Source organism: Mycobacterium sp. (assembly GCF_039583805.1).
In the GTDB taxonomy this organism is placed as follows: domain Bacteria; phylum Actinomycetota; class Actinomycetes; order Mycobacteriales; family Mycobacteriaceae; genus Mycobacterium.
In genome coordinates this window covers 1-12,013 of record NZ_JAVKSH010000028.1, presented here as the reverse complement: position 1 = coordinate 12,013, position 12,013 = coordinate 1, and the positions used below count along the sequence as shown (strand labels likewise).

The 12,013-nt window shown below is 69.7% G+C and carries 10 protein-coding genes and 3 pseudogenes; 7 read left to right on the top strand and 6 right to left on the bottom strand.

The annotated features are described in order from the left end of the window. Positions 1-436 (top strand): PH domain-containing protein (locus ABDW21_RS05570; RefSeq protein WP_343710174.1); only part of this gene is annotated, 436 nt, incomplete at its 5' end. Positions 437-480: 44 nt separating this feature from the next. Beyond that, positions 481-1,905, top strand: a complete 1,425-nt coding sequence (locus ABDW21_RS05565) for a PH domain-containing protein (RefSeq protein ID WP_343600607.1) — start codon at positions 481-483, stop codon at positions 1,903-1,905. A 61-nt stretch (positions 1,906-1,966) separates the two neighbouring features. Here the strand turns inward: ABDW21_RS05565 and ABDW21_RS05560 are convergent. After that, a pseudogene (locus ABDW21_RS05560) lies at positions 1,967-2,287 on the bottom strand (cupin); the annotation flags it as partial. 89 nt (positions 2,288-2,376) lie between these two features. Between ABDW21_RS05560 and ABDW21_RS05555 the strand changes: the two are divergent. The 3 genes and pseudogenes from ABDW21_RS05555 (at position 2,377) to ABDW21_RS05545 (ending at position 5,766) form a co-directional block, all read left to right on the top strand. Continuing rightward, positions 2,377-2,879: pseudogene (locus ABDW21_RS05555) on the top strand (helix-turn-helix domain-containing protein). A 187-nt stretch (positions 2,880-3,066) separates the two neighbouring features. Further along, a complete protein-coding gene (groL, locus tag ABDW21_RS05550) occupies positions 3,067-4,689 on the top strand; it encodes a chaperonin GroEL (RefSeq protein WP_343600596.1) in 1,623 nt (540 codons plus the stop codon). A gap of 204 nt (positions 4,690-4,893) precedes the next feature. Beyond that, positions 4,894-5,766 (top strand): hypothetical protein, encoded by an 873-nt coding sequence (locus ABDW21_RS05545; RefSeq protein WP_343600597.1) that lies wholly within the window; start codon positions 4,894-4,896, stop codon positions 5,764-5,766. A 72-nt stretch (positions 5,767-5,838) separates the two neighbouring features. Here ABDW21_RS05545 and ABDW21_RS05540 read toward each other — a convergent pair whose 3' ends face one another. After that, positions 5,839-6,231, bottom strand: a complete 393-nt coding sequence (locus tag ABDW21_RS05540; protein ID WP_343600598.1) for a pyridoxamine 5'-phosphate oxidase family protein — start codon at positions 6,229-6,231, stop codon at positions 5,839-5,841. A gap of 96 nt (positions 6,232-6,327) precedes the next feature. Beyond that, positions 6,328-8,043 (bottom strand): amidohydrolase family protein, encoded by a 1,716-nt coding sequence (locus ABDW21_RS05535; protein ID WP_343710173.1) that lies wholly within the window; start codon positions 8,041-8,043, stop codon positions 6,328-6,330. 52 nt (positions 8,044-8,095) lie between these two features. On the opposite strand from ABDW21_RS05535, the gene ABDW21_RS05530 reads away from it, so the two are divergent. Further along, positions 8,096-8,614, top strand: a complete 519-nt coding sequence (locus ABDW21_RS05530; RefSeq protein ID WP_343710172.1) for a mycothiol transferase — start codon at positions 8,096-8,098, stop codon at positions 8,612-8,614. A gap of 48 nt (positions 8,615-8,662) precedes the next feature. Here the strand turns inward: ABDW21_RS05530 and ABDW21_RS05525 are convergent, their stop codons facing one another. From ABDW21_RS05525 to ABDW21_RS05515, 3 genes and pseudogenes are all read right to left on the bottom strand, one after another. After that, positions 8,663-9,355 (bottom strand): anti-sigma factor, encoded by a 693-nt coding sequence (locus tag ABDW21_RS05525; RefSeq protein WP_343600601.1) that lies wholly within the window; start codon positions 9,353-9,355, stop codon positions 8,663-8,665. Next, positions 9,352-9,915 (bottom strand): sigma-70 family RNA polymerase sigma factor, encoded by a 564-nt coding sequence (locus ABDW21_RS05520; RefSeq protein WP_343600602.1) that lies wholly within the window; start codon positions 9,913-9,915, stop codon positions 9,352-9,354. Before ABDW21_RS05520 ends, ABDW21_RS05525 begins: the two co-directional genes overlap by 4 nt. A 35-nt stretch (positions 9,916-9,950) precedes the next feature. Then, positions 9,951-10,316, bottom strand: a pseudogene (locus ABDW21_RS05515) (DUF1295 domain-containing protein); the annotation flags it as partial. Between the two features lie 304 nt (positions 10,317-10,620). Between ABDW21_RS05515 and ABDW21_RS05510 the strand changes: the two are divergent. Then, positions 10,621-11,940, top strand: coding sequence for a HAMP domain-containing sensor histidine kinase (locus ABDW21_RS05510; protein ID WP_343710178.1), 1,320 nt, complete (start codon positions 10,621-10,623; stop codon positions 11,938-11,940). Positions 11,941-12,013 lie beyond the last annotated feature (73 nt).

The window sequence follows — 12,013 nt, the reverse complement described above, 5'->3', positions numbered from 1 at the left end:
GGCGGTGGGCGGGTCGGTGCCGTGGCTGGTGCTGGCCGTCGGCCAACTGGTGTGGGCCGCGGTGGACCGGCACAGCTCCCCGCACTGGCTGCACGGTCTGATCGCCGGCGCCGTCGCGGCCGGCGCGCTGCTGTACGTGGTTGTCGTGCCCTGGTGGCGGTACAGCGTGCACCGGTGGGAGATCAGCCCGCGGGCGGTCTACACCCGCACCGGGTGGCTGGTGCAGGAGCGGCGGATCGCGCCGATCTCGCGAATCCAGACCGTCGACACCCACCGCGGCCCGCTGGACCGGCTGTTCGGGCTGGCCAACGTCACGGTCACCACGGCGTCGTCGGCGGGAGCGGTGTACATCGTCGCGCTGGACGCTCCGGTCGCCGACCGCATCGTCGCCCAACTGGCCGACATCGCCGCGATCGGCGCCGAGGACGCCACGTGACGGCTGCGCCACCGGGGCCTGGTTGGCACCGGTTGAGCCCCCGGATGCTGCTGGTGCATCCGGCCCACGAGCTGCTGCGTCAGCTGCCGCTGCTGGTGGGCGCCGTGGTGCTGGGCTCGACCACCGGCAACCCGCTGTGGGCCGTCGCGGCGCTGGCGCTGACGGCGTTGCTCGGCGCGGCGCGCTGGTTCACCACCAGCTATCGCATCGACGGCGACCTCGACACCGGTCAGGTGCAGCTGCGCTCCGGCGTGCTGCACCGTAAGGTCCTATCGTTGCCGCGCAACAGGATTCGGTCGGTGCAGACGGAGGCCCGGCCGCTGCACCGGCTGCTGGGGTTGACGGTGCTGCGGGTGGGCACCGGCCACGAAGCCAAGGGGAACAGCGCTTTCGAGCTGGACGCCGTCGAGGCCGAACAGGTGCCGCGGCTGCGCTCGATCCTGCTGGCGGAAACGCCGCCGGCCGGCCGGCCGGCGGCGGCCCTCGGGCCCGTGCTGGCCCGCTGGCAGCCGTCCTGGCTGCGATATGCCCCGCTGAACCTGTCCGGCCTGCTGACCATCGCCGCCGCGGCGGTTTCGCTGTATCAAATGGGATTTGTTGTAGCGCTGCAACATTCGCGCCTCGGCCAGTCCGGGGTGGACACCGCCGAGCGGGCCGGCGCGACGGTCACCGCGACGGTGGTGGCGGTGGTGCTGGTGGCCGCGTCGGTGGTGTTGTCGGTGGGACGTTCGCTGGTCGTCTACGCCAACCTGGTGCTCTCCCGCCGCGGCAGCGTCGTGCACCTGCGGCACGGGTTGCTTCGGCTGCGTGAGCACACCTACGACATGAACCGGCTGCGCGGCGGGACGCTGAAGCAACCGCTGCTGGTGCGCGCGCTGGGCGGCGCCCGGTTGGACGCGATGATGACGGGGGTGCACGGCGTCGGGGAGTCGTCGGTGCTCCTGCCGGCGTGCCCGGTCAGCACCGCCCGGGCGGTGCTGACCGAACTCGTCGGCGAAGGCTGGGTGGTCAGCGGGCCGCTGCTGGGTCACGGTCGGCGGGCGGCGCGCCGGCGGTGGACACGGGCGCTGGCGCTGCCGGCGGTGCTGGGTACGGCGCTGGCCGTCACCGCGACGACGCGGGGCGCGCCGATGTGGCTGTGGCCGGCGTGGGTGGCGGCAACCATGTGCTGCGTGGCGGTGGCCGCCGATAGGGTGGGCGCGCTCGGGCATCGAGTTGACGCGCACTGGCTGGTGTCGCGCGCCGGCAGCCTGGAGCGACACCGGGACTGCATCGCGACGGCGGGCATCGTCGGCTGGACGGTGCGGCAGTCGCCGATCCAGCGTCGCGCCGGCCTGGCCACCCTGGTGGCGGCCACCGCCGCGGGCACCAAGCGCTATGACGTGCTCGACGTGCCCGAAGAACAGGCGTGGTCGATCGCCGCGACGGCGTCGCCCTGGGTGGCCGACAGCATCTGGGCGATCCGGTAGGGCGCGTCAGTCACCGAGGGTGAAGCTGCTGCGAATTTTTCGCCGATTTCTCGCAACAGTTTCACGCTCGGCGAGCAGGAACGGAGGCCTGGGCGAAGAAGTTGTCGTGGCGGGCGACAGCCGGGGCGGCGAAACCCTCGAAGTAGGCTTCCTTCGGCGCACCCGGAGCGAACAACATCAACATCGACGCAGGTTCGTCGGCCGCGTTGCGGCAACCATGGATTCCGCCGGGCGGGACGTAGAGGAAGCCGTGCAGGCGACCGTCGAGCCAGCTGGTGCCGTCGTACAGCTTCATGCTCCTGGATACTGCGAAAAACGCCGCCGGCATGGCGTGCTGGCAGTGGGGACCGGGTCCGCCGCCTTGTGGGCCGATGTCGAGGCGGCCGGCCGGCCTGTGGCCTGTGAAAGGGCCCGGCGAACCTCGGTCGCATCGTTGCCGTGGGGAAGGTGGTCACCGACGAAAGTGTTCGTATACAAAGGCTTTTCGACGCCCAGGACAAAGCGGCGCAGCTGCTCGACGAGATCGCTCGCCGCGCCAGCGTCGGCGCCGGCACCGTTTACCGCCATTTTCCGACAAAGGACGATCTGTTTCGCGCCGTCGTCGACAGTCGGATACGGCGCATCATCGGCGAGGGTCGCGACTGCTGAACGCCCCGGGGCCGGGTGAGGCGCTGTTCGCGTTCCTGCAATCGATGGTGCTGGACTGGGGCGCTGCCGACCGGGGTCTGGTCGACGCCCTGGCCGGGTCGGGCATCGACGTCGACTCCGTCGCGCCCGACGCCGACGATGCGTTTCGCGGTCTGCTCGGCGAGCTGCTGGTGGCGGCACAACGCGCCGGTACCGTGCGCTCAGATGTCGGCGTACCTGAGGTCAAGGCGCTCCTGGTGGGCTGTCAGGCCATGCACGGTTACGACAAAGCTCGGGCTGCGCGGGTGACCGGCGTCGTCGTCGACGGTTTACGACCGTCGCGATGAGGACAGACCTGTCCTTGCACTCGATATAGGCGAGTGCTAAAAATAACACTGGCACTCGCGACCGGTGAGTGCTAGGTCGGGACGGTGAGGCACGGGCCGCACCAAGCGGAGACACCCAAGCCGTCCGTCGCGGGCACTGCTCCCGGCCACAGACGTGTCCATCCCCAATCGGAGGAATCACTTCGCAATGGCCAAGCAAATTGCTTACGACGAAGAGGCCCGACGCGGCCTCGAGCGGGGCCTGAACGCCCTCGCCGACGCGGTAAGGGTGACGTTGGGCCCCAAGGGCCGCAACGTCGTCCTGGAGAAGAAGTGGGGCGCTCCCACGATCACCAACGATGGTGTGTCCATCGCCAAGGAGATCGAGCTGGAGGACCCGTACGAGAAGATCGGCGCTGAGCTGGTCAAGGAAGTCGCCAAGAAGACCGACGACGTCGCCGGCGACGGCACCACGACGGCCACCGTGCTGGCCCAGGCGCTGGTCAAAGAGGGTCTGCGTAATGTCGCCGCCGGTGCCAACCCGCTGGCGCTTAAGCGCGGTATCGAGAAGGCCGTCGAGAAAATCACCGAGACGCTGCTCAAGGACGCCAAGGAAGTTGAGACCAAGGAGCAGATCGCGGCCACCGCGGCCATCTCCGCCGGCGACCAGTCCATCGGCGACCTGATCGCCGAGGCGATGGACAAGGTTGGCAACGAGGGTGTGATCACCGTCGAGGAGTCCAACACCTTCGGCCTGCAGCTGGAGCTCACCGAGGGCATGCGGTTCGACAAGGGCTACATCTCGGGCTACTTCGTCACCGACGCCGAACGTCAGGAAGCCGTGCTCGAGGAGCCTTACATCCTGCTGGTCAGCTCCAAGGTGTCGACCGTCAAGGACCTGTTGCCGTTGCTGGAGAAGGTCATCCAGGCCGGCAAGCCGCTGCTGATCATCGCCGAGGACGTCGAGGGCGAGGCACTGTCCACCCTGGTCGTCAACAAGATCCGCGGCACCTTCAAGTCGGTGGCGGTCAAGGCCCCCGGCTTCGGTGACCGCCGCAAGGCGATGCTGCAGGACATGGCGATCCTCACCGGTGGCCAGGTGATCAGCGAGGAGGTCGGCCTGACGCTGGAGAACGCCGACCTGTCCCTGCTGGGTAAGGCCCGCAAGATCGTCGTCACCAAGGACGAGACCACCATCGTCGAGGGTGCCGGTGATTCCGACGCCATCGCCGGGCGGGTGGCGCAGATCCGCACCGAGATCGAGAACAGCGACTCCGACTACGACCGCGAGAAGCTGCAGGAGCGGCTGGCCAAGCTGGCCGGTGGTGTCGCGGTGATCAAGGCCGGGGCCGCCACCGAAGTGGAGCTCAAGGAGCGCAAGCACCGCATCGAGGACGCGGTGCGCAACGCCAAGGCCGCCGTCGAGGAGGGCATCGTCGCCGGTGGTGGTGTGACGCTGCTGCAGGCTGCCCCGGCTCTCGATGAGCTCAAGCTCACCGGTGACGAGGCCACCGGCGCCAACATCGTCAAGGTGGCGCTGGAAGCTCCGCTGAAGCAGATCGCCTTCAACTCCGGGCTGGAGCCCGGCGTGGTCGCCGAGAAGGTCCGCAACTCGCCCGCCGGTACCGGCCTGAACGCCGCCACCGGCGAGTACGAGGACCTGCTGAAAGCCGGCGTGGCCGACCCGGTCAAGGTGACGCGTTCGGCGCTGCAGAACGCGGCGTCGATCGCGGGCCTGTTCCTGACGACGGAGGCCGTCGTCGCCGACAAGCCGGAGAAGGAAAAGGCCGCCATGCCCGGTGGCGGCGACATGGGCGGCATGGACTTCTAAGTCGCCGACGACGAGGCCCGGCCCCTGTTGGGGCCGGGCCTTCGCCGTCCAACGTCGACTGTGCGGTTTCGTACGCGACTCGCCGTCTTCGGCGTATCGATCCGCACAGTCGCGGGTGGGGTCTGTGGACAGCCGTCACAGTCGCGGGCGGGGTCTGTGGACAGCCGTCGACCGTGCTGTGGCTCGCCATGCCACTGTCTGGTGATGCAGACGCTCGAGTGGCCGTTTCGGGCGGCGGAGGCGCTGGACGCCGGGGCGTTGACGTTCCGTGAGCTGCGCCGCTTCCACGCCGCGGTCTACCCGGGCGTGTGGGTGCCGCGCGGAGTCGAGCTGTCGGCGGATCAGCGTGCCCGGGCGGCCTGGCTGTGGTCGCGCCGCGACGGCGTCCTGGCCGGATTGTCCGCGTCAGCGATCTTGGGCGCCACATGGATCGAACCCGACGCACCCGCGGAGCTGATCCACACCAATCGGCGGCCGCCGCCGCTGATCGTCGTCCACACCGACGCCCTGCTGCCCGACGAAACGCAACCGATCTGTGGGATGCCCGCGACGACGCCTGCCCGCACCGCCTTTGACCTTGGTCGGCGACTCCGACTCAAGGACGGTGTGCAGCGTATCGACGCGCTGATGAACGCCACCGACGTCAAGGTCAACGACATCGAGGCGGTGATCGGCCGGCATCCGCGCGTTCGCGGGCTACGGCAGCTGCGTAAGACGCTGGAGCTTCTCGACGGCGGCGCCGAGTCGCCATATGAGTCGCTGACCCGTTTGCTCCTGATGCAAGCCGGATTTCCGCGGCCACAGACCCAGATCCCGGTGTACGACGAGTACGGATTTGTGATCGCCCGCATCGATATGGGTTGGTCGCAATGGCATGTCGGCGTCGATTTCGACGGCGCCCACCACTGGACCGATCCCCGGCAGCGGACCTGGGACGTCGAGCGATACGCCAAGCTGGCCGAGCTGGGCTGGATCGACGTCCGGTTGACCGCCGGGATGCTGCACAACAGTCCGCATGTGTTCCTCGACCGCGTCGGCGCCGCCCTGATCAGCCGCGGCTGCCCGAAGACCTGGTAGAGACCTGGTGACTGTGCGTTTTCATCCGCCCACACCGGCGAGTCGCGTACGAAACGCCACAGTCGCGGGCGGTTACGCGGGCGCGCTGAACACCACGCAGTCGTGCAGGCAGCCTTTCGCGGCCGACGGGGTGTCGGCGTTGCGGTGCAGCAGCGCGCGGGTGGGCAAAACTTCCAGCCGGACGGTGTCGCCGCCCGCCTCGGTCAGGTGAGTCCGGCCGTCGACGATCAGCGAGTAGCCGCCCGCCTCGCGCGGCGGCCACAGCAGGGTCGCGTCGCTTCGGTCGGCGATGTTCGCGCGGGTACGCCCCCCGATGAGCCCGACGTCGAGGACACTGCCGCGCAGCACCGGTTCGACCGTCACGGTGTGCGGGTGATAGTCGTCGCCGACGGTGATCAAGTAGCCGAACGGGTAGTCGCCCAGGGCCGCGGCCAGTCGTTCCAGGTCCACTTTCTTCGCGCCCATGTGGACAACTGTAGGCGGCCGTGTGGCTGCTGCCGCGAGGATGCGGGCTGTGGGCGCAGACGATTGGCCGATTCTCGGGTGGCCGGCGCAAAAAAGTCACCGCCGCCCGCGCACCAGCCGCCCCGGGCGGGCCTCGGTGGGCACGCCGCCATGGGCGATGACCTCACCGGAGACGATCGTCGCGACGTACCCGTCGGCGGTCTGGTCGAGACGGCGCCCGCCGGCGGGCAGGTCGAAGGTCACCACCGGCTTGTGCAGCCGCAGCCGCGCGTGGTCGATCACGTTGAGGTCGGCCTTGCAGCCGACGGCGATGCGCCCGCGGTCGCCCAGCCCGGCCACCCGGGCCGGCACCGACGTCAACTGGCGGATCGCCTCGGGCACCGACAGCCGCGCGGACGCCCGGTCGCGTGTCCAGTGTGTCAGCAGATACGTGGAATAGCTTGAATCGCAGATCATTCCATAGTGGGCGCCGCCGTCACCGAGGCCCAGGACCACGTCGTCGCGGCGCAGCAGCTCGCCGACAGTGTCCAGCGAGGCGCCTTCGAAGTTGGCCATCGCGCCCAGCAGGATCGCGTGGCCGTCGTCGTCGAGCAACCGGTCGTAGGCCTCCTCGGCCGGGGTCACACCACGTGCCCGGGCGCGCGCGGCGATGCTGGTCGACGGGTCCGGCTCGTAGTCTGCGTCCTCGCCGAGCGGGAAGATCCAGTTCCATGCCTGCGCCAGGTGGAACAACGGGTTGATCGCGGCGCCGGTCGGGGCGTCCGCCAGAATCCGGGCGCGCACCTCCGGCCGGCGCATCGCCGCGACCCGCTCGGCCAGCGGCAGCCGCGCGATCTCGCGGTAGCTCGGATACAGCATGAACGGGTTGACGGTCAGGTCCAAGCCGATCATCAACCCGATCGGGCGCGGCAGAACCTGCGCTGTGACCGAACCGCCGGCGCTGTTGGCTTTGTCGATCATCGTCACGGCGTCCTCCCACACCGGGTCGCCGGCGTTGCCGACGACAAGCGTGAACGTGACCGGCAGGCCGGTCTCACCGGCGGCGTCGAACACCTGCTGCAGCACCGGCTGATACCCGCCCGCCGGAATGTCGGGCACGAACTGGATCAGCCCGCCGCCGCCGTCGGTGACACCGCGCGCGATCTCGAGGATCTCGGTGTAGGCGGCGTCGTAGCTGGGGATCTGCCGGCCGCCCTCGGTGCGGTGCGTCGCCAGCCGCGACGACGAGAAGCCCAGCGCCCCAAGCCCGACGGCCTCGGTGGCCAGGGCGCGCATCCGGGCCAGGTCCTCGGCGGTGGCCGGTTCCCGCTCGGCGCCGCGCCGGCCCATCACGTACACCCGCAGCGGCGAATGCGGCAGGTAGACGGCCACATCGATATCGCGCCGCCGCGCCTCCAGGGCGTCGAGGTATTCGCCGAAGGTCTCCCACGTCCACGGCAGCCCATCGGTCATCACGACGTCGGGGATGTCCTCCACCCCCGCCATCACGTCGACCAGCACGTCGTGGTCCTCGGCGCGGCACGGCGCGAACCCGACCCCGCAGTTGCCCATCACCACGGTCGTCACGCCGTGCGCCGACGACGGGTTGAGCCGCTCCGACCAGATGGACTGCCCGTCGTAGTGGGTGTGCAGGTCGACGAAACCCGGCGTCACCAGCAGCCCGGCCGCGTCAATTTCCCGCACACCGGCGCCGTCCACCGAGTCACCGACGGCGACGATCACGCCGTCGCGCACCGCGACGTCCCCGACGTAGGGTTCACCTCCGGTGCCGTCGACGATGCTGCCGTTGCGGATCACGAGGTCGTAGCTCATCTCACGAATCTACGACCGCTGGGGTGGCTCGTGCCAGCGTAGTGTCACCGGTATGCCCGCCGGCGCCGCTCAGGAGTTGCTCCGCGACGCCTTCACCCGGCTGATCGAGCACGTCGACGAGTTCACCGACGGCTTGACCGAGCAGCAGTCCGCCTACCGGCCCGGCCCCGACGCCAACAGCATCGGGTGGCTGATCTGGCACAGCGCCCGGGTGCAGGACGTCCAGGTCGCCGACGTAGCCGGCGTCGAACAGACGTGGACCCGCGACGGCTGGGTGGACCGGTTCGGGCTGGACCTGCCGCGCGCCGACACCGGCTACGGCCACAGCCCCGACGACGTCGCCAAGGTGCGGGCACCGGCGGCGCTGCTGGCCGGCTACTACCACGCGGTGCACACGCTGACGCTCGAGTACGTCGCCACCGTGACCGACGACGAGCTGGCCCGGATCGTGGACCGGCACTGGGATCCGCCGGTGACCGCCGGCGCGCGGCTGGTCAGCATCCTTGACGACTGCGCCCAGCATCTCGGGCAGGCCGCCTACGTGCTGGGGATCCTGCTGTCCGGGAAGTAGCGGCGTGCTGCCACGGGCCGACGGGCCGGGCGGTCTGCGGAAAGCGGCCTAACGTAGCGGCAGCTCGGCGAAGATCTGCCCGGTCGGCTTGGGCGAGCCGCTGCCGGGTTCGACGGTGAACGCCAGCGCACTGGAATCGTGCAGGTCGGGCAGTACCGCGGTGGTCGACGGCGCCACCGCGGCCGGGGTCATCGTGCCCGCCGAGATTGGGCTTTTGTCGCCGAACAGCCACATCTGGTAGACGGTGCCCGGCGCCGGCGGGGGAACGTTGTTCATCACCAGCACGCCGGCATCCTTGTCCCGGGAGAACACCACCGTCGCCGTCCCACCGGCGGCCAGCGGGCGTGAGACCGTCTGCACGTCCGGAGCCGCCAAGATCTGATCGGCAGTGGTCGGCCGGGCCGACGGGCGCAGCGCGACCCCGGCCCCGAACGCGGCCAGCCCCACCACCACCGCCGCTGCGGCCGCCAAAAAGCCCGTACGCCAACGTGATCGACGCTCACTGCTGGGCCTGACCGCGGCCAGGACGGCCTCGCGCAGGTGGGCCGGCGGTTCGGCGGCTGTTGCCGCCGAGACCACCGCCATCGTCTCGCGGACCGCACGCACCTCCTCGCGAAAGGCGTCGGCAACCGGTGACGCCGCCGCGACCTGGCGGTCGATGGTGGCCCGCTCGGTGTCGGACAGGGCATGCAACGCGTACGGCGTCGCCATCTCGAGCAGCTCGAAGGCGGGTTCGGTCATGGCACACCCAGACAGTTACGGAGTCCGCGCAGCGCGTCGCGCATGCGGGACTTGATGGTCGACAGGTTGGCCGACAGTCGCTGCGCCACCTCGGCGTACGTCAGGCCGTTGTAGTAGGCCATTTCGATGCACACGCGCTGCGCGTCGGTCAGCCCGCTGAGGCACTCGGCCACCCGGCGGCGGTCGTCCCCGGAGATCGCGGACTCGGCGACGACGTCTCTGGCCGGGTCGACGGTGGCCGCGCCGTAGCGGGAATCCCGCTGGCTGGCCGCCTGCTCGCTGCGCACCCGGTCGACGGCGCGGCGGTGCGCGATGGTCATCAGCCAGGCCAGTGCCGAGCCCTTGGCGGCGTCGTAGCCGGTCGCTGTCCGCCACACCTCCAGGTAGATCTCCTGGGTGGTCTCCTCGCTGTATCCGGGATCGCGCAGCACACGGACCACCAGGCCGTACACCCGCGCCCTGGTGTGGTCGTAGAACGCGGCAAACGCCTCGTCATCGCGGTGCGCGACCCGGCGCAGTAATGCGTCGAGGTCGGTGCTCAGCCGCTGCGGTCCGGTCATCGACCGGTAGCCTATCGGCTCCACCATGAGGGTCGTCATGGTCGTGCCAATCGCGGGGGGCGGCGGATGAAAAACGATGTTCGCGCCTTGTAGGACTCGAAGCCGGGGCGCACCGCCATGATCTTCTCGGTCAGCCGGGCGCCGGTGGCGTAGACGAGAAAGTACGTCATGAACAGCGGGGAGAAGACGGTGGCCAGCGCCGGCCAGCCGGTGATGGTGACAAGCCACACGCCCCACCACACGCAGGCGTCGCGGAAATAGTTGGGATGTCGGGTCCACGACCACAGGCCGCGGTCCATCACCATGCCGCGGTGTGCCGGGTCGGATGTGAAGACGAGCAGTTGACGGTCGCCGTCGCCCAGCACCGCGGCCACCACGGCGACGACGACGAAGCTCATGACGTCTCCAGGTGGGCGGGGCCGCCGGTCGGCTGTCGGCGTCGCAGCGGATCACCCGATTGCGGTAGGCGAGCACACGGGAAGCGGTGAGGCCGGCGACTGCGCTGCCGACCACCGCCACCGGGCATCCGAACGACTGTGACACGTGAGGAATTCGGAGTCCGGTGGCGCACGGACGGGCGCGACCAAGACACCGCCCGACCTCGTCGTGTTGGATGTCATCATGCCGACGCTGCGCGACACGGGCGGCATTCCCGCACAGCGTGTCACCACCGATGCCCGGGCGTCTCGGCTGCTGAGGCTGCCGATGCGGATGTTGTCGCTGCGCATCATCGTCGTCGTCGCGGCGCTGGGGGTGGTGGCGGTGGTCGTGACGCTGGGCACCTGGGTGTGGGTGGGTGTCACCAACGATCAGCACAGCCAGCTCGATCGGCGGCTGGATTCGGTCAGCAGCCTGGGCGACATCAGCGCTCTGCTGAGCAGCCCGCAGGGCGCCGCAGATCAGCCCGCGCCGGACGGCAGCCTGGTGCGCACCGCGCGGATCGGCGACAAGACGGTATCGGTGCCCAGTGACGTCGTGTTGCCCGCGTTGCCCAACGGCTTCGCCAACACGACGATCAACGGCGTCGAGTACCGGGTCCGCACCTTCACCGCCGGCCAAGCCTCGATCGCGCTGGGTGCGCCGCTGGCCGAAGCTCAGCACCGCATCGACGAACTGCATCTGCGGGTGCTGTTGATCTGCGGCGGGGTGATCATCGGCACGGTGGTGGTGGGCTGGTTCATTTCGCTGATCATGATCACCCCGTTCCGGCTGCTGGCCCAGCAGGCCCGGGCCATCAGCGCCCAGTCCAACCCCGACGAAGTCCAGGCTCGCGGCGTGCGGGAGGCGGTGGAAATCGCCGAAGCGGTCGAGGGGATGCTGGCCCGCATCGGCGACGAGCAACAGCGCACCAAGGCCGCGTTGGAGTCGGCCCGCGACTTCGCCGCCGTCGCCTCGCACGAGCTGCGCACTCCGCTGACGGCCATGCGCACCAACCTGGAGGTGCTGTCCACCCTCGAAATGCCCGCCGAGCAGCGCATGGAGGTGATCGGCGACGTCATCCGCACCCAGAGCAGGATCGAGGCGACGCTGACAGCGCTGGAACGGCTGGCGCAGAGCGAACTGACCACCGCCGACGACTTCGTCACGTTCGACATCACCGAGCTGTTGGATCGTGCCGCGCACGACGCGCTTCGCGTCTACCCGAACCTGAAGGTCTCGCTGGTGCCGTCGCCGACGGTGTTGATGGTGGGGCTGCCGGTGGGGCTTCGGCTGGTGGTCGACAACGCCATCGCCAACGCCGTCAAGCACGGGGGCGCCACCGAGATCGTGCTCAGCGCAACCAGTTCCGCCTCCGGCGTGGAGCTCGTCATCGACGACAACGGCAGCGGTGTGCCCGAAGACGAACGCGCCGCCGTGTTCGAACGGTTCTCCCGCGGCTCGACGGCGTCGCGTTCGGGCTCGGGGCTGGGCCTGGCGCTGGTCGCTCAGCAAGCCGAATTGCACGGCGGTACAGCTGTATTGGAGACCAGTCCGCTGGGCGGTGCGCGGCTGGTGCTGCGCCTGCCCGGCACCTATGACGGCTAGGCACTGCCGGCCGGCCGCACCTCCCGCCGCACCGCTAGTCGTCGGCGTGACGCCGCTGAGCCCACTGTTCGAG

Excerpts from the sequence above, each read along its gene's own strand:
- ABDW21_RS05520 (WP_343600602.1), bottom strand. The coding sequence starts at position 9,915 with ATGACCGGACCGCAGCGGCTGAGCACCGACCTCGACGCATTACTGCGC.
- ABDW21_RS05530 (WP_343710172.1), top strand. The coding sequence starts at position 8,096 with ATGCCCGCCGGCGCCGCTCAGGAGTTGCTCCGCGACGCCTTCACCCGG.
- ABDW21_RS05565 (WP_343600607.1), top strand. The coding sequence starts at position 481 with ATGCTGCTGGTGCATCCGGCCCACGAGCTGCTGCGTCAGCTGCCGCTG.
- ABDW21_RS05540 (WP_343600598.1), bottom strand. The coding sequence starts at position 6,231 with ATGGGCGCGAAGAAAGTGGACCTGGAACGACTGGCCGCGGCCCTGGGC.
- ABDW21_RS05510 (WP_343710178.1), top strand. The coding sequence starts at position 10,621 with ATGCGGATGTTGTCGCTGCGCATCATCGTCGTCGTCGCGGCGCTGGGG.
- ABDW21_RS05525 (WP_343600601.1), bottom strand. The coding sequence starts at position 9,355 with ATGACCGAACCCGCCTTCGAGCTGCTCGAGATGGCGACGCCGTACGCG.
- ABDW21_RS05535 (WP_343710173.1), bottom strand. The coding sequence starts at position 8,043 with ATGAGCTACGACCTCGTGATCCGCAACGGCAGCATCGTCGACGGCACC.
- ABDW21_RS05545 (WP_343600597.1), top strand. The coding sequence starts at position 4,894 with ATGCAGACGCTCGAGTGGCCGTTTCGGGCGGCGGAGGCGCTGGACGCC.
- groL (WP_343600596.1), top strand. The coding sequence starts at position 3,067 with ATGGCCAAGCAAATTGCTTACGACGAAGAGGCCCGACGCGGCCTCGAG.